This is a genomic window from Pedobacter cryoconitis, from assembly GCF_014200595.1.
GTDB lineage: Bacteria > Bacteroidota > Bacteroidia > Sphingobacteriales > Sphingobacteriaceae > Pedobacter > Pedobacter cryoconitis_C.
In genome coordinates this window covers 218742-240170 of the sequence record NZ_JACHCG010000003.1, presented here as the reverse complement: position 1 = coordinate 240170, position 21429 = coordinate 218742, and the positions used below count along the sequence as shown (strand labels likewise).

General features: G+C 40.6%; 16 protein-coding genes. 7 read left to right on the top strand and 9 right to left on the bottom strand.

Going from position 1 to position 21429, the window contains the following annotated elements; genetic code table 11:
- Positions 1-31 precede the first annotated feature (31 nt).
- From gcvH to HDE70_RS18270, 7 genes are all read left to right on the top strand, one after another.
- Positions 32-412, top strand: coding sequence for a glycine cleavage system protein GcvH (gcvH, locus tag HDE70_RS18300; protein WP_183870232.1), 381 nt, complete (start codon positions 32-34; stop codon positions 410-412).
- 3 nt (positions 413-415) lie between these two features.
- On the top strand, positions 416-820 hold the full coding sequence (locus tag HDE70_RS18295) for a VanZ family protein (protein ID WP_183891478.1): 405 nt from the start codon (positions 416-418) through the stop codon (positions 818-820).
- Between the two features lie 274 nt (positions 821-1094).
- Positions 1095-3932 carry an outer membrane beta-barrel family protein gene (locus HDE70_RS18290; RefSeq protein WP_260161245.1) on the top strand — a complete coding sequence of 946 codons (2838 nt, stop codon included), beginning with the start codon at positions 1095-1097 and terminating at the stop codon, positions 3930-3932.
- Positions 3933-4727: 795 nt separating this feature from the next.
- Entirely contained in the window at positions 4728-7151 is a 2424-nt protein-coding gene (locus tag HDE70_RS18285) for a TonB-dependent receptor (RefSeq protein ID WP_183891477.1), read from the top strand.
- A gap of 807 nt (positions 7152-7958) precedes the next feature.
- The gene (locus tag HDE70_RS18280) at positions 7959-8174 is read left to right on the top strand and encodes a ferrous iron transport protein A (protein ID WP_041879861.1); all 216 of its coding nucleotides are present in this window, start codon (positions 7959-7961) and stop codon (positions 8172-8174) included.
- Between the two features lie 7 nt (positions 8175-8181).
- On the top strand, positions 8182-10299 hold the full coding sequence (gene feoB, locus HDE70_RS18275) for a ferrous iron transport protein B (protein ID WP_183891476.1): 2118 nt from the start codon (positions 8182-8184) through the stop codon (positions 10297-10299).
- 18 nt (positions 10300-10317) lie between these two features.
- The gene (locus HDE70_RS18270; protein ID WP_311676738.1) at positions 10318-10932 is read left to right on the top strand and encodes a SprT-like domain-containing protein; all 615 of its coding nucleotides are present in this window, start codon (positions 10318-10320) and stop codon (positions 10930-10932) included.
- Here HDE70_RS18270 and HDE70_RS18265 read toward each other — a convergent pair.
- The 9 genes from HDE70_RS18265 to HDE70_RS18225 form a co-directional block, all read right to left on the bottom strand.
- Positions 10881-11699: a hypothetical protein gene (locus HDE70_RS18265; RefSeq protein WP_183870228.1), complete on the bottom strand. Its 819-nt coding sequence runs from the start codon at positions 11697-11699 to the stop codon at positions 10881-10883. The two genes, HDE70_RS18270 and HDE70_RS18265, sit on opposite strands and share 52 nt — an antisense overlap.
- Before the next feature lie 57 nt (positions 11700-11756).
- Positions 11757-13733 carry a thiamine pyrophosphate-dependent enzyme gene (locus HDE70_RS18260; protein ID WP_183891475.1) on the bottom strand — a complete coding sequence of 659 codons (1977 nt, stop codon included), beginning with the start codon at positions 13731-13733 and terminating at the stop codon, positions 11757-11759.
- 5 nt (positions 13734-13738) lie between these two features.
- Positions 13739-15130, bottom strand: coding sequence for a LutB/LldF family L-lactate oxidation iron-sulfur protein (locus HDE70_RS18255; RefSeq protein ID WP_183870226.1), 1392 nt, complete (start codon positions 15128-15130; stop codon positions 13739-13741).
- A gap of 105 nt (positions 15131-15235) precedes the next feature.
- Positions 15236-16870 carry a M28 family peptidase gene (locus HDE70_RS18250; protein WP_183891474.1) on the bottom strand — a complete coding sequence of 545 codons (1635 nt, stop codon included), beginning with the start codon at positions 16868-16870 and terminating at the stop codon, positions 15236-15238.
- A gap of 208 nt (positions 16871-17078) precedes the next feature.
- The gene (gene rpiB / locus HDE70_RS18245; RefSeq protein ID WP_183891473.1) at positions 17079-17513 is read right to left on the bottom strand and encodes a ribose 5-phosphate isomerase B; all 435 of its coding nucleotides are present in this window, start codon (positions 17511-17513) and stop codon (positions 17079-17081) included.
- Positions 17514-17517: 4 nt separating this feature from the next.
- Entirely contained in the window at positions 17518-18408 is an 891-nt protein-coding gene (gene tatC / locus HDE70_RS18240; RefSeq protein ID WP_183870223.1) for a twin-arginine translocase subunit TatC, read from the bottom strand.
- Positions 18409-18498: 90 nt separating this feature from the next.
- A complete protein-coding gene (accC, locus tag HDE70_RS18235) occupies positions 18499-19839 on the bottom strand; it encodes an acetyl-CoA carboxylase biotin carboxylase subunit (protein WP_068405607.1) in 1341 nt (446 codons plus the stop codon).
- A gap of 36 nt (positions 19840-19875) precedes the next feature.
- On the bottom strand, positions 19876-20358 hold the full coding sequence (gene accB / locus HDE70_RS18230) for an acetyl-CoA carboxylase biotin carboxyl carrier protein (protein WP_183870222.1): 483 nt from the start codon (positions 20356-20358) through the stop codon (positions 19876-19878).
- A gap of 72 nt (positions 20359-20430) precedes the next feature.
- Complete coding sequence (locus HDE70_RS18225; RefSeq protein ID WP_183891472.1) at positions 20431-21420, bottom strand: beta-ketoacyl-ACP synthase III; 990 nt, start codon at positions 21418-21420, stop codon at positions 20431-20433.
- Positions 21421-21429: the final 9 nt, after the last annotated feature.

The following is a 21429-nucleotide window of genomic DNA, read 5'->3' as shown; positions in this document are numbered from 1 at the left end:
ATTACCTTTGAGCAATCAAATCGAATAAAAAATGAATTTTCCATCAGAACTAAAGTACACTAAAGACCACGAATGGGTTAGAGTTGAAGGTAATGAAGCCTTTATTGGTATAACTGATTTCGCGCAACGCGAATTAGGTGATATCGTTTATATCGATGTCAATACTGTAGGTGAGGAAGTAGGTAAGGATGATGTTTTCGGTAGTGTTGAAGCCGTTAAAACTGTATCTGACTTATTTATGCCGGTTACTGCTACTGTATTAGAAATTAATGCTGCATTGAACGATAGCCCGGAATTAGTGAATTCTGATCCTTATGGAGAAGGCTGGATGGTTAAAGTAACCTTAAGTGATGCTGCTCAGGTAGCTGATTTATTGGATGCTGCTGCATACCAGGCTTTAGTTGGTGCTTAATAAATGAATAAATTCAAAGTACTCTTACATCAACGCTTAGCCCTTTTATGGACGGTGTTTATCTTGATTCTTTGTACTATGAAAATGCCTGATTCCGTCGGTGAATCAGGCTTTTTCTTTACGGGGTTTGATAAGATGGTACACCTGGGTTTTTTCTTCGTCCTTACTATTTTGCTGTTTTACGGTGAAACTAAAAGTCAGCGCAGAGAAAATTTCGGAATCTTAACTATCTTTAAGATCTTGATGCTCACCTTTGCCTTAGGTGGTTTTATCGAGCTGATCCAGTTGAAGTTCTTCACTTACCGTTCTGCGGAGTGGTGGGATCTGGGAAGTGATATGATCGGTGTATTTATGGCGATATTTGCGTATGTGTTATTAAATAAATCTAACTATGAAAAGGAAAGCTAGTATTTTGTTTTTGTTGTCCATAGGACTGCTGAGCAGTTGCCGTATTTTTAAACCGGGTTGCCATTGCCCTAAAGTTAGCTATTCAGTTCCTGCGGTACAGAAAAACAAGCTGTATGCTTAGTTATTCTTCCTGTTGTTAAAACTTTTTATCGGCCCCTTAAGCTGAATAAACGGGTGTATTTAAAATGTTACCCATATTTTAACGGATAAAAACAAACCATTTGCCTTTATTGGAGTCAGAGAAGCATATAATTGAAAATATCAAGCTTCTTCCATGATGACTTTTACAAAAAATCTCCTGCTGATTGCATTCCTCTTTTTCAGCTTTTCTTCGTATGCACAGTTAAAAAACGGCTCCGTTAGTGGAAAGGTCGTTAATGCGAAAGACCGTTTACCAGTAGACTATGCTTCAGTAGCAGTTAAAAGTCTTAAAGATTCCAGTGTTGCTGGTGTGATCAATACAGAGACCGATGGCTCTTTTGTACTCAAAGGACTTGCTCCTGGGCCTTACAGGCTTACGGTAGCTTATCTCGGTTTAAATAATGTCAATAAAGAATTTACAGTATCTGCTGCAACGCCATCAGTCAATTTAGGTACACTGGCTATGGAAAATACGGGACTGAATTTAAATACGGTGGTGATTAAAGGGGTGGTTACTCCGGTAGTAGTTAAAACTGATACGGTAGAGTATAGTGCGGGTGCTTATAAGGTCAGGGAGAATGCTGTGGTAGAAGATGTACTTAAAAAGCTGCCTGGTGTTGATGTGGCTAAGGATGGTTCGATCAAAGCTCAGGGAGAGACTATCACGCGTGTGCGTGTGGATGGGAAAGATTTCTTTGGGAATGACCCTTTATTGGCGACCAAGAATTTACCGGCCGATATGATTGATAAGATCCAGGTGATTGATTTGCTTTCGGACCAGGCTCAGTTTACAGGTGTGGACGATGGGAACAGGGAGAAGATTATTAACATTACGACCAAGAAGGATAAAAAGAATGGTTATTTCGGAAATTCAAGTGTTGGTTATGGTACTGATGATCGTTATGATGTGAACCTGAATGTCAATAAGTTTAATAAAGAGCAGCAGTTTTCTGTAATCGGTCAGTTTAACAATGTCAACAAGCAGAATTTTGGTGGCGGCGGCGGTCTGGGTACTGGTACTGGCGGTGGTGGAGGTGGCGGCGGTGGTCGTTTTGCTGCGGCATCGGGTGCTCCACCGCAAGGGATTACCAATACCAATGCTTTCGGTATTAACTTTGCCGATGTTTATACAGATCAGACTAAAATTACGGCGAGTTATTTCTTTAATAAGACTTCTTTGTTCAATGAGCAGACGAGTTCAAGAGAGAACTTGTTGGGGGACAGCAGAACTCTTTTTAACCAGAATCTGACAAGCAATACGGATAGTAAAAATCATCGTTTTAACTTTTTAATAGATACTAAGATCGATTCGACAATGTCGATCCGTGTACAGCCAAGTGTTACTTATACAGAAACCGGGTTAGCTCAGAATACCAATTATGTGAATACTTATGATAAGTATCAGACGGTGGGTACGCAAGGGTACAATACGAATTCTACCTCGCCGGTAATTGGCAATAATATTCTCTTAAGGAAGAAGTTCGCTAAAAAGGGACGTACGTTATCTTTGAATATCAATACGAGTATCAATGATAATGATTCCAAAATCTATAATGATATTAACAATGTAACGACGCAGGGTGATTCAGTAAGCAATTCGGTTATTAATCAGCTGAACAATCAGAATTCTCATTCGATTACGAATACTTCAAGATTGGTTTATACGGAACCTATCTCTAAAACGCTGAATCTGGAGGTGAACTATCAGAATACTTATAGTTTTAACAATAGTGAGCGTTTCAATTATAACTTTAACCCTATAACTTCTCAGTATGATATACCTGATCTGACTTATACGAATACTTATGAGAATAAGACGCTGACGAATGCTGTTGGGGCAAGTTTGAATAAGAATACGGAGAAGTTAAATTGGAATATAGGGGTGGGTGTGCAGAATACGGATAGAAGAAATGAAAATCTGACTACTGGTAATCTGATCACTCAGAATTTTTATAATATCGTTCCTACGGCGCAATTGCGTTATAAATTCAGCAAGAGCAAAAGGTTAGTGATCAGGTACCGTGGAAGTACGCAGCAGCCTTCGATTAATCAAATTCAGCCTATTCCGGATAACACCAATGCACAGAGTATTCCGATTGGTAATCCTGGTTTAAAGCCTTCTTTCACAAATAACCTGACTGTGCTTTACAATAATTTTGACTTTGCGAAGTTTCGTTCGCTGTTTATCTTTGCGAACATCAGCCAGACTTTTAATGCTTTCGGAAATGATAGCAGATTGATTGATGCGCCGGCTGATCCTAACTTTGGTAAGCTTGCGGTTGTTCCTGTAAATGTGAACGGGGTTTATCAGGGGACTTTAGGTTCTTCACTGGGTTTACCTATTATCAAAGAGAATAAGTTGAATCTGAATATAGATTTAGGTGGTACTTATGCCAGAGGTGTCAACTTTACTAATTCTCTGCAAAATGTGACGAATGATCTTTCGATCACCAATAAATACAGGTTGGTTTCTTCTATGGATAAACTGGATTTGACGGCTAGTGTAGCGGGGTCTGTTAACCGTGCTACTTATTCGGCACAATCATCAGCGAATACTACTTATTATACGCTGAATCCGGCGATTGATGTGAGTTATATGTTTCCTGGAAATATTCGTCTTGCTGTAAATGCGGATTACTTCCAGAATACGGGAAGAGGGCCGGAGTATAATACGAACTTCACCATTGTGAATGGGTATATCAGTAAGCAGTTTTTCAAGAACAGGGGGACTTTTAAGGTTGCTGTGAATGATGCGCTGAACCAGAACCAGGGGATTTCCAGAACTTCAAGCAATAACACGATTACAGATTTAAGGTATAATGTGCTGAAAAGATATTATATGTTCTCGTTTACTTATTCGTTAAGCAGAATGGGCGGCAAAACTATGCAGAATGATGTGCCAATGCCGGGTATGGGTGGGGGCCGTAGTGGAGGTTTTGGTGGTGGTAGAAGAGGTGGGGGGGATATGTAATATAAAAAAAACAAACCTGCTATGTTCGGACGACATTAGAAATGTATGTCCTCACATTAGCAGATTTGTTTTTTTTAATTCCAATCCTTAAGGGGAAACCTGGTGGATTGCTTCAAAGATGTTAGTTGTTGGATGGATAAACATTGTTGATTGCTTACAGGGTTGCTATATGGATACTGAATAGATAAATAATGTTGCTTGCTTATAGGGTTGCTATATGGATACTGAATAGATAAATAATGTTGCTTGCTTACAGGGCTGCTACATGGATATTGGATGGATAAATAATGTTGCTTGCTTACAGGGTTGCTATATGGATACTGAATAGATAAATAATGTTGCTTGCTTACAGGATTGCTATATGGATATTGGATGGATAAACATTGTTGATTGCTTACAGGGTTGCTATATGGATACTGAATAGATAAATAATGTTGCTTGCTTATAGGGTTGCTATATGGATATTGGATAGATAAATAATGTTGCTTGTTTACAGGGCTGCTACATGGATATTGGATAGATAAATAATGTTGATTGCTTACAGGGTTGCTACATGGATATTGGATAGATAAATAATGTTGCTTGTTTACAGGATTGCTACGTGGATAATTGATCTGTTTTGTAATTCTGCTCGTAATTTCAATGCTTAATTATTTTGCTAAAACAATTTATTTAATGAATAGACAATATTCTGCGTAAAAAGCTATTATTTAGACTGATTTAAAATAATTTTGAATACCTAGTAAAATTAGATTTACTTTGCGCCAAAATTATATATAATCAATCTAAATAATTATGGTAAAACAATTACTTTCATTAATTTTCATCTTATTTTTAAGTACCAGTTTATACGCACAACATACGGGAAGTGTCAAAGGTAGAATCACTACTTCTGACGGAACTATTGCCGATGGGGTAACCGTAAAACTGAAGGGTACTACCTTTGGTGCAATTACTGAGGAGAATGGTTCTTATTCAATCAGAAAGGTGCCAACCGGAAACTATACTATTGTTGTTTCTGCTATTGGACTATATCCTAAAGAAAAACAAATTACAGTGACTAAAGAGACTGTAATCGCTGACTTCTCCTTGAATGAGAACAAGTCGCAGTTAAAGGACGTACAGATTTCTACCCATAAAAAATACAAAGTAGAAAAAGTCTCTTCTTCTTTACGTTTACAAACAAAATTATTGGAATTGCCTCAGAACATTAAAGTGGTTACGAGTCAACTGATGGCAGACCAAATGGCTTTTGATATTGTTGATGGCGTAACCAGAAACGTAAGTGGTGCCGTAAGAGTTGGCCACTGGGATGCGCAGTACGCAAACATTTACATGCGTGGTTTCTCTATTCCAGGCTTCCGTAATGGGATGAATTTAAAAACCCCATGGGGCCCGCTTGCAGATGATGCTGCTACAATTGACCGTATTGAATTCGTAAAAGGCCCTGCTGGCTTTATGATGGCAAATGGTGAGCCGGGTGGTCTTTACAATATCGTTACTAAAAAACCTACGGGCACGAATCAAAGTTCTGTTAGTCTGAGTGCTGGTGGATATAACCTTGCACGTGCTGCGGTAGATTTGGATACGAAGCTTTCTGCTGACGGTAAATTGTTATTTCGTTTAAACGTAGCTGCGCAGACTAAAGGCAGTTTCAATAAGTTCAATTACAATGATAAGTATGTAATTGCACCGGTAATCAGCTATCAGATTGACAGCAATACGAAAGTTACTGCTGAATATACACACCAGCACGTAGAAGCATTAGCATTGGGTAACTACGGATTCTCTCCGAAAGGATTTGGTGATACCGATCCCAGCTTCTTTGTTGGAGATCCTTCATTAGACCCAAATAAGCTGAATGACCATAACCTTACACTTTATTTCAATCATAAATTCAATAAAAACTGGATATTTAACGCACAAGCTGCCTATTTGAACTATTCCTTATTTGGTGGTACACCGTGGCCATCTACGATCGCTGCCAACGGTGATATGAGAAGAGGTCTAAACATTAGTGAAGAATTAGCTATCAATAAAAATATCCAGTTCAGCTTACAAGGCCAGTTCAAAACAGGTGAAATTGTACACAGAGTTTTAGGTGGTATGGATATGGGTAACTTAAAAACCTGGGGTGATTTTTCAAGTGTTTCACAACCAGATCTTCAGTTAGCTGGTAATGCCACTTTTAATATTTACAATCCTGTTTATGGTATACCGACTGCTAATATCCCAGTATTTGACAGGTCAAGAAGCATCCAGGTAAGATCAGGTGCAAATACTTATGCAACCAACTCAACTTATACAGGAGTATACTTACAAGACGAATTACGTTTCCTGAATGAGAAACTACGTTTAACACTGGCAGGTCGTTTTACCCATGCAGAAACTGTTGGTAAAACCAATGCAACACAAATGTCAGATAATGCAGTTACCCCAAGAGTAGGCTTAAGTTACTCCATTACCAAAGATTTCTCAGCTTACACCTTATACGACCAGAGTTTTATCCCACAATCACAAGCTTCGAGATCAGCAACCGGTGACGTTTTTAAACCCGTAACAGGTAATAACATTGAATTTGGATTGAAGAAAGACTGGTTTGGCGGAAAATGGAACTCAACATTCTCTATGTATAAAATTACAAAGAAAAATGTCCTGACCCCTGACCCGGCATACCCTCTTGGAGATCCAAATAACTTCATGGTACAGCTAGGTGAAGTTCAATCTAAAGGTATCGAATTTGACTTGGTAGGTGAAGTAGCAGAAGGCCTAAACTTAACCCTGAACTATGCTTACACAGATCCAAAAGTAACCAGAGATGAGAACAAAGATCCGGCAAAAAATGCAACCGGAACTTACCTGGCTAATACAGCTAAACACATCACTAACGGATGGTTATCATACCGTTACAGAAATGCAAACTCCATACTTAACGGAATTGGATTCTCCGGCGGTTACCAAATGCTATTAAACCGTTACGCAGGATCAGGAACTACTCAAACCCCATTTGCAGATTACATCCGTTTCGACGCAGGTATATCTTACGTAAGAGGTAAATTCTCCATCACAGGTTTAGTAAGTAACTTACTGGACAAAAAACTATTTACACAAGGATCTTATACTAAAGTTGCAAAAGAAACAGCGACATCAGTTTCTTATTACACTTACATCTATGAAGTACCTAGAAATGGAAGAATCAGTGTTAAATACAACTTCTAATACTTAAAAAATCAATACACTAAAAAATAATAAACCTTAAGTACTTTAGCAGGGACTTAAGGTTACTAACAAATTATAATCCTTAGGTGTCAGTAAACAGGCGCCTAAGGTTACTAACAATCCTTTAAGGCGTTGGCAAATAACAACCCTTAAGGCGTCATCGAATAACAATCCTTAAGGCGTCGTCAAATAGCAACCCTTATGGCGTCGTCAAATAGCAACCCTTATGGCGTCAACCAATAACAACCCTTAGGACGTCGTCAAATAACAATCCTTAGAGCATCGTCAAATAACAACCCTTAGGACGTCGTCAAATAACAACCCTTAAGGCGCCATCAAATAACAATCCTTAAAGCGTCGTCAAATAACAATTCTTAAGGTGCCATCGAATAACAATCCTTAGGGCGTCGTCAAATAACAATCTTTAAGGCGTCGTCAAATAACAATCCTTAGGGCGCCATCAAATAACGACCCTTAAGGCGTCGTCAAATAACAATTCTTAGGGCGTCAACAAATAACAATCTTAACGCGCCAACAAGTAAACACCTAAAGCGCCGACAAAGGCGTTAACCGCGCTCCATAATTAAATTCCATTTAAAAGCCCCTCGTATAATACACTTTTCAATTGTGGATTGGATAAAAACAAAGGATACTTAATGTGAGGGCATTCATTCCGAGCCCCTTCAGGCGACGGCAATGTCGCCCGAACATAAGTATCCTTTGTTTTTATGTATTAATGGTGTCACAACGAAGGTCTTTATTTGGATTTATTATTGATAAAGGGTACATTGCGGGCTAATTAAGCATATGAATCTTTCGCAGTTAAATCCAGGAGAACGTGGCACTATTGTAGCCTTTACAGATTTAGAAATGTCAGTAAAACTAATGGAAATGGGCTGTTTGCCTGGAGAAGTTGTGGAAGTTGAACGTTTTGCGCCACTAGGTGACCCGATGGCCATACGTGTTGCCGGATACCAATTATGTTTACGTAAAAACGAAGCTTCTGTTATTATAATTTCTTAGATCAATCTTGGCTACTACACTGAAAATTGCGTTAGTTGGTAATCCCAATACAGGAAAATCGACACTATTTAACTTACTCACCGGGTTAAACCAGAAGATAGGAAACTTCCCCGGAATTACCGTTGATAAGAAAACTGGTTTCTGCAAACTTTCCGCCACACAACAGGCCGAAATTGTCGATCTGCCCGGAACCTACAGCCTATACCCAAAAAGCAGGGACGAAAGCATCGTATTTCAAGTACTTGCCGATAAGAAAAACTCAAGCCATCCCGACCTCATTGTATTAGTTGCCGACGCAACTAACCTCCGCAGAAACCTGCTCCTCTACTCACAAGTAGCAGACCTGCGTATTCCAGTCGTACTCGCACTGAATATGACCGACATGGCCACCAAAGAAGGAATCAATATCAACATTGATGAACTCTCCAAACGCCTCGGCATACAAGTTGTTGCCATCTCTGCCAGAAGTAAAACAGGTCTTGAAGCACTAAAACAAGCCATTGCCAATACCACCACTATACCTACACAAGTAGACGGAACTGACGTTAATGTACTCGCTGCGGCAGCCATTGACGAAACTAAAGCCATTCTTGCAACCGATAACGACTATTTCGCCCTGCAAATTCTGCACCAGCACGAGCACCTTGAAATCTATACCGCTCAGCAACACGCAAATTTCGAGCAGATTAAAAAGTCACACCAATTCGAATCCTCCAAACTACAGGCAGCAGAAACTATTGCCCGTTACAGATATTTAAGTACCGTATTGTCCGGCGTTATTGAAGACACCGGGGCCTCCAAAAAATTTGCATTCAGTGATAAAATAGATTCGATTCTGACCAACCGCTTCTGGGGATTCTTTATCTTCCTGTTTATCCTGTTCTTTATCTTTAATGCCATTTTCTCGTGGTCTGCCTACCCGATGAGCCTGATTGAAGGCGCATTTGGCTGGATTGCGAAAACAGGACACGAATACCTTCCCGACGGTATATTAACCAATCTTCTCTTAGACGGTGTGGTTGCCGGATTAGGCGGGATTATTGTATTTATTCCGCAGATTGCCATTCTGTTTGCACTGATCTCTATCCTGGAAGATACCGGGTATATGGCCAGGGTGACCTTCATGATGGATAAGATCATGCGGAAATTTGGAATGAGCGGAAAATCAGTCGTACCGATGATCGGTAGTTTCGCCTGTGCCGTTCCTTCTATTATGAGTGCCCGGAACATTGAAAACTGGAAAGACAGAATCATTACCATTATGGTTTCCCCATTAGTCAGCTGCTCAGCAAGACTTCCGGTTTATACCTTACTAATCTCCCTGATTATTCCCGACACCAAACTATTCGGCTTTGTCAGCATGCAGGCGCTTGCCCTGATGGGAATGTACCTGATCAGCATCATTGCTGCGGTTACAGTAGCTTTCGTGATGAAATTCATGATCAAAGCCACTGAAAAGTCTTACTTTATTATGGAGCTGCCTGTTTACAGAATGCCAAGATGGAGTAACGTACTGTTCACCATGTATGAAAAATCTAAAACTTTCGTATTTGAAGCAGGTAAGGTGATTATCGCGATATCCATAGTCTTATGGGTGATGGCAACCTATGGGCCTTCAGAGAAATTCCAGCAGATAGAAACTAAATACGCTAAAATTGAAATGCAAAAAGACAGTGTACAGATCAGTACGCTGGAAAGAGATAAATCGGCCGAAAAACTAGAAAACTCTTACGCAGGAATCCTGGGCAGAAGTATCGAGCCGGTCATCAAACCTTTAGGCTTTGACTGGAAGATCGGTATTGCACTGATTACCTCATTCGCTGCCCGTGAAGCCTTTGTAGGGACGATGGCTACGATTTACAGCGTTGACAACGGAGAAGAGAATCCAGGCACGATACGGGATAAAATGAGAGAGGCAAGAAATCCGGAAACCGGGCTGCCAGTCTTTACCTTTGCCACCGGATTTTCCCTGATGCTGTTTTACGCTTTCGCTATGCAATGTATGAGTACCGTTGCGGTAGTTTACCGCGAGACCAAATCATGGAAATGGCCGCTGATTCAAACAGTATATATGACCGCTATGGCCTATGTAGCCAGTTTAATCGCATATCAGTTTTTGAAGTAAATTCTTTATCTTAGGACTGTGGAAAAAGTTGATGTTTTAGCACAGTATATGCCCCCTGAGGCGGCTCCCGTAATTGCTAAATGGATCGACTACTTTCAATGCGAATTTAAGATCTCCAAAAGCAGGGCGACCAAACTCGGTGATTACAGACACCCTTTTAAAGAACTGGGACATAAGATCTCTGTCAACAATAACCTGAACCGTTATGCATTTCTGGTTACTACCGTGCATGAATTTGCACACCTGTTAACCTGGAACGATCATAAGAATAAGGTCAAGCCACACGGCGGAGAATGGAAACACAACTTTAAAAGGATGATGACCCCATTTCTGGAGCAGCAGGTTTTTCCCGAAGACCTTCAAAAGGCCATCAGCACTTACTTAACTAACCCTTCCGCCTCCAGCTGTACTGACTTAAGTCTGTCCAGAGCACTTAAAAAGTACGATGGTATACTGGATCACTCCCGGTTAGAAGAACTTCCCCAGCATACCGTATTTACCATTAAAGATGGCCGCCGGTTTAAAAAAGGGGAGAAACTCAGGAAACGTTTCAGATGTGAATGCCTGGATAATGGGAATATCTACTTGTTCAGTCCTTTGGCCGAAGTTGTCGTATCTGCTACAGGTACATAAATAGATGTATTATCCTCTATTTTCCATTTGAAGTTTAATTTGTCATCCTTAAATTGTGAAGGGAAATTCAATAAACTATCGATATAAGCATCTTTAGTTTTGACCAGAATGCTCGATTTATAACTCGGCTGTCTCTTGCTTTTAAGCATAATATAAAGTGCATCCGGATAAGTGGAAATATTATCAAAAACCATTTCAAATTTATCTGTTCCCTGAATTGCATCATTGATACCTTTCACATCCGAAGCGTAATTTTCTTCAGGATACTTATTATCGGCAGCTTGTACCAATAAATAAGGGAGTGTACGTAAGGCCTCAGCCGAGCTTGCTGTGCGGCTATCTATTTTGAAGATCACATTATTCCGCATATAAGTCCGGACGTCCTTAAAGACGCTCCCTTCTTCATTCATGAGCTTAATCCGTTCTTTGACCAGGATCAGGCTGTCATTTTTAAAATAATAGCTTTTTACTGCATTACTGATTGTACCATTTGAAGTATAGGTTTTATACAACATCCCATCATTATGTGCACTGTACTTTTCTGCATATACTGAAAGATCGCCCGATAAATAGATCAGACTGTATTCTTTCTTATAATCTCTGAGTGTCCGGTCAATCGAAGCAGCATAGTTTAAAATAGACTTGTCGGTCATATTTGTGGTACCTTCCTCAGGTAAACCAGCTTGTGGATGGGTAGATTTAAAATACTTACAACCCGGAAGCGTAAACAGTAAAACTCCTAAACATAGTAGATAAATGGTTTTCATAACGCGCTCCAGTAAATAATGGTCTGCCAATCAGCAGGCCATTATCGTGCCAAGGCCTTAGTAAGCCATCAATTTCTGAATAGTTTCATGCAGACGGCTTTTAGCCAGAAACTGATCTTCGAGCAGCTTGCTCATCGGAATAGCAGTGTCCAGACTCGCGCAACGCATTACAGGCGCATCTAAATCTGTGAAACAATGTTCACCAATCCATGCGGCGATTTCAGCTCCGAAACCACTGCTCAGCGTATCCTCATGAAGGATAATTACCCTGCCAGTAACTTTCACAGCAGCTGCAACTGTTTCCTTGTCCCAGGGTTGTAAACTGCATAAATCGATCAGGTTCACTGATAACTCAGGATGATCATACAAATAAGAGAGGGACCAGTGAACGCCTAAACCATAGGTAATAATGGTAAACTGCTGCCCTTTTTTCAACCAGTTGGCTTTGCCGATTTCCAGCGTATAATGACCAGCAGGAACCAGCCCGCTTAAACTTCTGTATAAAAGTTTATGCTCAAAATAAATCACAGGATTAGGATCTTCAATTGCCGCCAGCAGCAAACCCTTTGCATCGTATGGGAAAGCAGGATAAACTATTTTAAGTCCCGGTGTCTTGGTAAACCAGGCTTCATTACTCTGAGAGTGAAAAGGGCCTGCACCAGTTCCCGCGCCAGTAGGCATCCGCACCACTACATCTGCTTTTTCTCCCCAGCGGTAATGTGTTTTCGCCAGGTTATTGATAATCTGATTAAAGCCGCAGGTAACGAAATCTGCAAACTGCATTTCCACTACCGCTTTATAGCCGTTGATTGATAAACCAAGCCCCGCGCCAACAATGGCAGATTCACAAATAGGGGTATTGCGGACTCTGGCCTTGCCAAATTCTTCTACAAAACCTGCTGTAATCTTAAATGCACCACCGTATTCGGCAACATCCTGCCCCATAATAACCAGGTTAGGATGTTGTTGCATCCCAATTCTCAAACCATCGCTGATCGCATCCAGATAACGGATTTCGGTAGAAGGTTCGGCAGGAGGGACTACTTGCTGGGTATAAGGATAGTACATATCCGTTAGCTCTGTTTCCGCTGAAGGTGAAGGATCAGCATCTTTAAAAGCCTGCTCAATTTCCTGATCCAGTTCAGTTTTAAAATCTGCTTTAATTTCCTCTAAAAGCTCATTCGTCAGGATATGCTGTTCAAACAGATAGCGCTCGAAATTCTTAACCGGATCTTTTTCAGCCCACTGCTCAAACAAGTGTGGAGGAACATATTTTGTACCCGAGGCCTCTTCATGGCCTCTCATTCTGAAAGTGAGGCATTCCAGTAAAACTGGTCTCGGATTGGCACGGATGTTTTTTGTAATCTCAGTAATCGTATCAAAAACCTCCAGCACGTTATTCCCGTCAATCTGAATTCCTTCAATACCATAACCTATAGCTTTGTCCACTAAGTCATCACAATTGAATTGCTCATTGATAGGTGTAGAGAGGCCGTAACCATTGTTTTCAACCAGAAAGATGACTGGTAAATTCCAGACTGAAGCGACGTTGACTGCTTCATGAAAATCACCCTCGCTGGTGGCGCCTTCACCTGTAAAAACAAGTGTGGCCTGTTCTTTTCCGGTGATCAGATCGGCCAGGGCAATTCCGTCAGCCAGAGCCAGCTGCGGGCCAAGGTGAGAAATCATCCCTATGATTTTGAATTCCTGTGTGCCGAAGTGAAAAGACCGGTCTCTGCCTTTGGTAAAACCGGTCATTTTTCCCTGCCACTGCGCCATTAAATTACGCAGCGGAATGTCTCTGGAAGTAAAGACACCCAGATTCCTGTGCATCGGCAAAATATATTCTTCCGCATTCATCGCTAAAGTGGCTCCCACTGCGATTGCCTCCTGGCCTATGCCAGAAAACCATTTACCTATTTGTCCCTGCCTAAGCAGGATTAACATTTTTTCTTCGACCATTCGGGGATAAAGGAGACGCTTATACAGCGACAACAAAGTTTCATCGTCTTTTTCTTTCCGGTCGAAATGCATATAGGTTAGGTTTGCGGTTTATTTTTGGATTTTTCTTCCCATTGTTTAGCGAAAGATTTTGGTGCGATCTCCGGCATAGCACGGTACTTGCCCCACATTTTTTTGAAGATCAGCTTCATAAAAAAGTTCTTGATTTTTCCGCCGAACAAATCCATCTTAGATCTTTTGGACATGCCCGAATTCCAGATCTTCCAGCCAATATCTTCAGTTTTTGTGTTTTGATGCTGTTCTACAGCATCTCTTCTGTTCAGCAGCAACATTTTATGAATATCAATCTTTACCGGGCAAACTTCAGAACATTTGCCGCAAAGACTTGACGCATAACTCAGGTGCTTGAAATCTTTCATCCCCTGTAAATGAGGCGTAATAATAGAGCCAATAGGGCCGCTGTAAGTTGTATTGTAAGTATGACCACCTATATTTTTATAAACAGGACAGGCATTTAAACAAGCACCGCAACGGATACAATATAATCCCTGGCGCTGATCTTTTTGTGCCAGCAGGTTTGTACGTCCGTTATCCAGTAAGATCACGTACATTTCTTCCGGGCCATCAGTTTCATGTGCCTGTCTTGGCCCGCTTAAAATTGAATTGTAAACTGTTAAATTCTGGCCTGTGCCATGGCTGGATAATAAAGGCCAGAAAAGGTCAAGGTCTGCCATCGAAGGAATGATCTTCTCTATTCCGACAATCGCAATATGTATTTTAGGGAAGGTCGTGCTTAAACGTGCGTTCCCTTCATTTTCAGTTAACGCAACACTGCCTGTATCTGCAATCAGGAAATTTCCACCGGTAATCCCTATATCAGCAGTCAGGTATTTCTCTCTTAAAAGCTCTCTCGCTTTTTGAGTAAGCTGTTCCGGCGTATAATCTATCGGAGTACCGAATTTTTCATGGAATAACTTCGCAATATCCTCCTTGGTCAGGTGCATCGCAGGCGTCACGATATGGTAAGGTGCCTGCCCTAATAACTGTACGATAAACTCTCCCAGGTCACTCTCTAAAGAAGATATGCCGTTCTTTTCCAGAAAATCATTCAGATGAATTTCTTCGGTAGTCATGGATTTCGATTTAATAACCGATTTGCCACCACTTTTATTAATTATATTTAAGATCTCTTTCTGTGCCTCTTCAGCATCATTTGCCCAGATTACTTTTCCACCACGGCGCTGGAAATTGGCTTCAAATTCAGGTAAGAATTTGTCCAGGTTTTCCATCACTCTCCACTTGATGACATGCGCCTTCTTCTTTGAGTTTTCTAAATTCTCAAATTTCGTTAAACCCCTTGCAACCGCATCATTGTACTTTCCAATGTTGTGGTTGATTGTGTTACGATGATCTACATCAAATGCCTTCTCATCTGCCTTCACCAAAAACTCTTCAGCAATCTTCGTCATGTTCAAATATAAATAAATGTTTGAGAGCGTGTTTAAATTTAGGGGCTAAAATTAACAAGCTCTTAATAAAACGAAAAAACCTGCGGGTTATGCAGGTTTTTAAAATTATTTCTTTGGCGTACCATCTTCATTCTTATCTACCGCAGGCCGGGTAGGGCGGTTAGCCAGGTCCCAGGCCGTATAATAGACTAGTTGTGCACGTCTGGCCAGCAGGTCAAATTTGATCTTGCTCACTTCATCGCCTGGCTGGTGATAATCTTCATGCACCCCATTAAAATAAAAGATAACCGGAATACCATGTTTCGCGAAATTATAATGATCTGAACGGTAATAGAACTGGTTTGGATCAGTCCTGTTATTGTATTTCATGTCCAGGTTCATCTTCATGTACTGGTCATTCGCATTGATTCCGGCAGCATTCAGTTCAGAACTCAGCATATCAGAACCAATGATATAAATATAATCTTCGTTGTTCTCATGTTCCTTATCAACACGGCCAATCATATCAATATTTAAATTGGTAATTGTATTCTCCAAAGGCAGTACCGGGTGTTCAGAGTACCACTCAGAACCTAATAAACCTTTTTCTTCTCCAACTACGGTCATAAACAAGATACTTCTTTTAGGCCCTTTTCCGGCTGCTTTAGCTTTGGTGAAAGCATCAGCAATCAGCAATACACCTGTAGTTCCGGAGCCATCATCATCTGCACCATTGTTCACTTTATCAGTACCTGAAGTCGTTAAGCCGATATGATCATAATGACCAGTGATCACCAGGATTTCTTTTTTTAACACCGGATCTGACCCTTCCAGAAAGCCTAAAACATTTTCAGCTCTTACTTTTACTTCTTCCTTTTTAGCACTGCCAGACAAAGCGATTTTAATGACCTGTGAAGCAGGCTGGCCAGTTGAGCTGATCTTTTGTTGTAAAGCCTCCACAGTTGTGCCTGCCGCTTTTAATAGTTCGTTTGCAGTAGCTGTATTGATATTAATGGTAGGAAAAGTTTTCATCTTCGCCATTCGTGCAGTATTCTCCTCGCTTTTCAAAGTCAGCTGTCCTGAACCTGCATACATCAATTTCGTTTCTGCATTCAAACTATCCAGTGATGGGTCTATCTGAATTACAGCCAGTGCCTTGTGATTAGCCAGGTATTGAACTTTTTCTCTTTTCGCTGCCATTGCTTTTCTTCTTGCAGCGCGGTCGGCCGGAGCAGTCTCATGTTGTTGCGACGGACTGCCAGAAGCAAAGATCACAATCACTTTACCTGCCACATCAATGTTTTTATAATCATTGTAGCCCTCTGTATCTAAGCCGTAACCAGCAAAAATGACTTCTTTAGTGTTGAAAGTAAAGCCTTCCAGCGATACATTCGACGCAGGAATAACAAAGTCGTAGTTATAGACCTTAGCCTGGCCCCCAATCGTAAAGACAGGTTGGTTCAGCTGATAAGTGACCATGTCTATCGGCTGAAAGTAATCACCTTTAACCGGTCCTTTTAAGCCAATACTTTTGAAATAATTTTTGATATAATCAGCTGCCATCCAGGCGCCCTTTTTACCAGTTTCCCTGCCTTCGTATTCATCAGATGCGAGTACAGAGAGATGTTTGTAAGCATTTGCTTTATTGATACTTGCGCTAAACTTTACTGCCGTTTGATTCTGAGCAGGAGTTTGATTTTGTGCACATGCACCCAAGCAAAGCAATAAAGCTATGCTTGTACTTAAAAAGTGTTTATTCATTATTTAGTTTTATGCTGTTTTCTTGTTTTTCCAGATGAATTAACCCGGTCTTTAAAAGGTCTTAATATAGGAAATTAACTATTTCTTTTAGCGGCACTCCGCCGATTTTTAAGGGGGTCACTATTATGTTACAACATAGCCGGAAACAGAATTGGCCCGTCATACTTTAGCATGACGGGCCAATTGTTTATGAAGCTTAGCCTTGCGGTTAGCAGGATATTTTAGCTACACGTTTAGCGTGTCTGCCGCCTTCAAATGCTGTATTCAGAAAGGTCATCACCATTTCCTTAGCCAGTTCTTCTGAGACAAACCTCGCAGGGATACAAATGATATTTGCATCGTTATGCTGTCTGGCCAGCGAAGCCAGTTCATTCTCCCAGCAAATCGCAGCCCTGATCCCCTGATGCTTGTTGGCAGCAATAGCAATGCCGTTAGCACTTCCGCAGATCAGGATTCCGAAAGGGAATTCCCCGTTTTCCACAGCCGAAGCCACAGGATGTGCAAAGTCAGGATAATCTACAGAGTCCGGGCTATAAGCCCCGAAATCCTGAACTTCAAAATCCTTCAGAAAATCACGCAATAACTCTTTGCAGGCAAAACCAGCGTGGTCAGCACCAATAGCGATTTTTAGTTGTGTGGACATGTTTTTAAGCGTTGTTACCTTTAGTTGTACCGTAAAGTTCTTTGTTTTTTCTGCGCTCAATTTTTGCAGAAATGAATATACTCAACTCATATAAAATGAATAGCGGGAAAGCTACAACAAGCATCGTCATCATATCTGGAGTAGGCGTAACTACAGCAGCAATGATCAGGATGATGACGATAGCATATCTCCGGCTTGCACGCATAAATGCAGGCGTCATGATACCGAATATAGAGAGGATATAAATGACAACAGGTAATTCAAATATAATCCCTGTACCGATGGTTAAAGTCGAGACAGATGATAAATACGAATCAATAGTAAACGTATTTTCAATCATCGGGCTTACTGAGAAATTGGTCAGGAAGTTAATTGATAATGGACAGATGATGTAGTAACCGAATAAAACACCTATCAGAAATAATACAGAAGCAAAGAAGACAAATCCCCTTGCAGCCTTCCTTTCTTTCTCATGAAGGGCAGGTTTTATAAATAACCAGAGTTCAAAAAGAATATATGGGATACCAAAAACGATACCCGTCATGATACAGGAATTAATCTGTAACGTGAACTGGCCAGCCATTTCTGTGTTGATAATTTTACCCTTGATTGAAGTGATACAAAAATCAGATCCCAGTGAAGGGAAGATCTGGACCAGCTTACACATCATCCGGTAAGTCCAGAAATCGGGGCTCTTAGGGCCCATTATAATGGTGTTAAACAGGAAATCGTAATACCAGAAGGCTAAGCCTGTAAAAATTACGATCGCCAATAATGCCCTGAGCAAGTGTTTTCTTAATACATCTATATGGTCAAAGAAAGACATTTCGGATTCCAGATTCTTTCCTTTATTCTTAATGGCCCCTATAAGGTCCTGCGCTTTATTATCACTCATGTACGTTATTTGTAAAACAAAAATACCATTCTATTTTATTAGAATGGTATTTACGTTTTAAATATAATAATTAGATGTCTTTATTCGGATTTATTCAGAAAAAACAAATGTTTCCATGAATTTAGTGGTGAAGTTTCCTGCTCTGAAGTTCGGATCTTTCATCAATTGCAAGTGGAAAGGAATAGTGGTTTTTACACCTTCAATTACAAACTCACTTAGCGCACGCTCCATTGTACTGATCGCTTCTTCACGTGTTTGTGCAACACAGATCAGTTTAGCAATCATAGAATCATAGTTTGAAGGAATCTGATAACCTGCATAAACATGCGTATCAACCCTTACCCCATGTCCGCCCGGAGAATGGAAATTAGTGATTTTTCCAGGACAAGGTCTGAAATTGTTAAAAGGATCTTCCGCATTAATCCTGCATTCAATAGCATGCATATTCGGAAGATAGTTTTTACCAGAGATCGGAACACCTGAAGCTACCTTAATTTGTTCTTTGATTAAATCGTAATTGATGACCTCTTCTGTAACCGGGTGCTCTACCTGGATACGTGTATTCATCTCCATGAAGTAGAAATTACGGTGTTTATCAACCAGAAATTCGATTGTTCCGGCACCTTCATAAGAAACAGCAGTGGCCCCTTTAATTGCAGCCTCACCCATACGTTCTCTCAATTCCGGAGTCATGAAAGGAGATGGGGCTTCTTCAACCAGTTTCTGGTGACGACGCTGAATAGAACAGTCACGCTCAGATAAGTGACAAGCTTTACCATATTGATCACCAATAATCTGGATTTCAATGTGACGTGGATCTTCGATATATTTTTCTAAGTATAAACCGTCGTTTCCAAAAGCAGCGCCAGATTCCTGTCTTGCACTATCCCATGCATTTTCGAAGTCTTCATCTTTCCATACCACACGCATTCCACGGCCACCACCACCGGCAGTTGCTTTCAGGATTACAGGGTAACCGATTTCATTCGCTAAGACAATACCTTCTTTTACACTTTCCAGCAAACCCTGAGAACCAGGGATAGTAGGTACACCCGCTTTTTTCATCGTTTCTTTGGCGGAAGCTTTATCTCCCATAGAATTGATCTGTTCTGGTGTAGCACCAATGAACTTAATTCCATAGTCTCTGCAAACAGAAGAGAACTTAGCGTTCTCAGATAAAAAGCCGTAGCCTGGATGAATCGCATCTGCATTGGTTAATTCAGCAGCTGAAATAATATTTGGGATACTTAAGTAAGAATCTTTACTCGGAGGTGGGCCTATACAAACAGCTTCATCCGCGAAACGAACATGGAGACTCTCCCTGTCAGCAGTTGAATAAACTGCCACAGTTTTAATGCCCATTTCCTTACAGGTACGAATAATACGTAATGCAATTTCGCCCCTGTTGGCAATTAGTATTTTTTTAAACATATAATTGATAAGATGATAATTTGCCAGAAGCAAAAATTACATAGGTTCTACTAAAAATAATGGTTGGTCGTATTCTACAGGTGATGAGTTATCAACCAATACTTTAACGATTCTTCCGGAAACTTCACTTTCAATTTCGTTGAATAATTTCATTGCCTCAATGATACAGATAACTTTACCCGGAGCGATTTCATCACCAACACTTGCAAATGAAGGTTTGTCAGGGCTCGACGAACGGTAGAAAGTTCCGATCATTGGAGATTTTACAGTAATATATTTAGAATCATCAGCCTCAGCAGCAGACGAAGCGTTGTTTGCCGTTACAGCAACAGGTTGTACCGCTGGAGCAGAAGGTAACACCTGTGGTGCTACTGCCTGTGCAGGAACTGTCGTAGTAATAACTGTTGGGGTCTGATTAGTTTTGATAGTAATTTTGAAGTCCTTTTGTTCTATTGCAACTTCATTGACGCCCGAACGAGAAACAAATTTAATGAGTTCCTGAATTTGTTTGATATCCATTTTTAGGTATTTTGTTGAAAAGATATTGGTCTTTTAAAGACTCAAAGTTAATATTTTTATTTGTAATAAAATTTAGTAAGCCCACTTTATATATACTGATCCCCAGGTAAATCCACCCCCAAAAGCAGCAAGAATAATATTATCTCCCTTTTTTAGTTTGTCTTCCCATTCCCATAAACAAAGCGGGATGGTCCCATTGGTGGTATTGCCGTAACGTTCTATATTGATCATTACTTTTTCAGCTCCTATGCCCATTCTTGAAGCCGTAGCATCAATAATTCTTTTATTCGCCTGGTGCGGAACTAACCATTTCACATCTTCAGCATTCAGCTGGTTCCGTTCCATGATTTCGGCCGCTACATCTGCCATATTGGTCACTGCAAATTTAAAAACAGCTTTTCCTTCCTGGTAAACGAAATGTTCTCTCTGGTCAATCGTTTCGTGCGAAGCTGGTCTGACAGATCCGCCCGCTTTCTGATGCAGGAATTGTCTTCCGGCACCGTCCGATTTTAAAACAGAATCAATGATCCCATTTCCTTCATCATTAGGTTCCAATAATACAGCACCACAGCCGTCACCAAAAATGATGCAGGTTGTTCTGTCTGTATAATCAATGATAGACGACATTTTGTCGCCGCCCACTACCAATACTTTTTGATGTTTTCCTGACTGGATAAATTGCGAAGCAGTAGAAATCCCATAGATAAATCCAGAGCAGGCAGCCTGTAAATCAAAACCCCATGCATTTTTTGCGCCGATTTTATCAGCTAAAATATTTGCAGTGGCTGGGAAAGGCATGTCGGGGGTCGTGGTGCAAAAGATAATCAGATCGATTTCTTCTGCGGTAATACCTCTTTTCTTTAACAGTCCATTAACCGCGTGAACAGCCATGTCGGAGGTACCTAATCCTTCACCTTTTAATATTCTTCGCTCTTTTATACCCGTTCGTGAGGTTATCCATTCATCTGTTGTATCAACAATCGTCTCTAACTCTTTATTAGAAAGGATATAATCAGGGACATAACCTTGAACCGCAGTAATAGCAGCGTGAATTTTACTCATTTGTTGTCA